Consider the following 2500-nt stretch of genomic DNA (forward strand, 5'->3'; position numbering starts at 1 on the left):
ACATGAAACACGGATTTGCCTATGTCTCGCCCTACAGGCTTACACCAGGACTTCCACCACCTGGCACCACTACCTTCCTGCGTCACCCCATCGCTTGCCTACTACCAGCCGAGGTCCCACGCAGCCCCCGCCAGCTACCCGAAGGCAGTCTGTTGGGATTTGGGTGGTTAGTACAACTGATTCAGCATGGGCGCGGATACACGGGTACGGGAATATCAACCCGTTGTCCATCGACTACGCCTGTCGGCCTCGCCTTAGGTCCCGACTCACCCTGGGCGGATTAGCCTGGCCCAGGAACCCTTGGTCATTCGGCGGCAGAGTTTCTCACTCTGCTTTCGCTACTCATGCCTGCATTCTCACTCCCACACCCTCCACCACTAGATCACTCTGTGGCTTCCACGGATGCAGGACGCTCCCCTACCCACCCACACACCTGGCCACCACCCCGTAAGGCAGTGACGGGCTTATGTGAGTGCCGCGGCTTCGGCGGTGTACTTGAGCCCCGCTACATTGTCGGCGCAGGATCACTTGACCAGTGAGCTATTACGCACTCTTTCAAGGGTGGCTGCTTCTAAGCCAACCTCCTGGTTGTCTTCGCGACCCCACATCCTTTTCCACTTAGTACACGCTTAGGGGCCTTAGCCGGCGATCTGGGCTGTTTCCCTCTCGACTACGAACCTTATCGCCCGCAGTCTCACTGCCACGCTCTCACTTACCGGCATTCGGAGTTTGGCTGACGTCAGTAACCTAGTAGGGCCCATCGGCCATCCAGTAGCTCTACCTCCGGCAAGAAACACGCAACGCTGCACCTAAATGCATTTCGGGGAGAACCAGCTATCACGGAGTTTGATTGGCCTTTCACCCCTACCCACAACTCATCCCCTCCATTTTCAACTGAAGTGGGTTCGGGCCTCCACGACGTCTTACCGTCGCTTCACCCTGGCCATGGGTAGATCACTCCGCTTCGGGTCTAGACCCAGCGACTATCAACGCCCTATTCAGACTCGCTTTCGCTACGGCTACCCCACACGGGTTAACCTCGCCACTGAGCACTAACTCGCAGGCTCATTCTTCAAAAGGCACGCCATCACCCACCACCGACCAAACGATGCACAGGCTCTGACGGATTGTAAGCGTCCGGTTTCAGGTACTATTTCACTCCCCTCCCGGGGTACTTTTCACCTTTCCCTCACGGTACTAGTCCGCTATCGGTCACCAGGAAGTATTCAGGCTTACCGGGTGGTCCCGGCAGATTCACAGCAGATTCCACGAGCCCGCTGCTACTTGGGCACCCATCACGCAAGACCGCATGTTTTCAGCTACCGGACTCTCACCGACTACGGCAGACCATTCCAGGCCACTTCACCTAACACACGATTTTCTCACTCACGCTTCCACAGGTAGATGGAAGAAGATGAACCCCACAACCCCACACACACAACCCCTACCCGGTATCACATGCGCATGGTTTAGCCTCCTCCGCTTTCGCTCGCCACTACTCACGGAATCACAATTGTTTTCTCTTCCTATGGGTACTGAGATGTTTCACTTCCCCACGTTCCCCCCACACCAGCTATACATTCACTGGGTGGTAACACGACATCACTCGTGCTGGGTTTCCCCATTCGGACACCCTCGGATCACAGCTCGTTTGACAACTCCCCGAGGACTATCGCGGCCTACCACGTCCTTCATCGGCTCCTGGTACCAAGGCATCCACCGAACGCCCTAAAACACTTACAACAACACCTACAAACCCACAGGGGAACAAACCCCCGCGAAAATGTAGAAAAACAAAAACTCGAACAAAACACACAAACCAAAAATGATTCGTAATGCATTGCAAAAATAAAGATGCTCGCATCCACTATGCACTTCTCAAACAACACACACCTGCACAACCCTGACCGCTCCAGCCCCCATCACAGGAACCCTCACCACAATCATCGCCATGCAAGCCCAGAAGAAACGTGTGTTCCCTCAGAACCCCGATAGCGTGACAACAAACCCACCCACCTCACGGACAAGCGGAAGACCGCGCCTACCAGCACACGCCGGCACACAACAATCCTGTCTGATGTTTCACCCTTGAGCTTCCCTGTGCAGCACACTCGGCCACAAACAGGACTCCGCACACACACGCTTCCACATGCATGCACGTCAAATGCTCCTTAGAAAGGAGGTGATCCAGCCGCACCTTCCGGTACGGCTACCTTGTTACGACTTCGTCCCAATCGCCGATCCCACCTTCGACAGCTCCCTCCACAAGGGTTAGGCCACCGGCTTCGGGTGTTACCGACTTTCATGACGTGACGGGCGGTGTGTACAAGGCCCGGGAACGTATTCACCGCAGCGTTGCTGATCTGCGATTACTAGCGACTCCGACTTCATGGGGTCGAGTTGCAGACCCCAATCCGAACTGAGACTGGCTTTAAGGGATTCGCTCCACCTCACGGTATCGCAGCCCTCTGTACCAGCCATTGTAGCATGTGTGAAGCCC

Annotated in this window: 2 rRNA genes (both running past the window's edge); both read right to left on the reverse strand. The window is 55.7% G+C overall.

What is annotated here, in order from left to right:
- Positions 1 to 1743: ribosomal RNA gene (locus tag ACWDTF_RS24560) — 23S ribosomal RNA — on the reverse strand (it extends 1492 nt beyond the left edge of the window).
- A 432-nt stretch (positions 1744 to 2175) separates the two neighbouring features.
- Positions 2176 to 2500: ribosomal RNA gene (locus ACWDTF_RS24565) — 16S ribosomal RNA — on the reverse strand; it runs 1196 nt beyond the window's last position.
- Together the 16S and 23S rRNA genes form the textbook arrangement of a ribosomal RNA operon.

The sequence above is a fragment of the Gordonia sp. NPDC003422 genome, assembly GCF_053588675.1.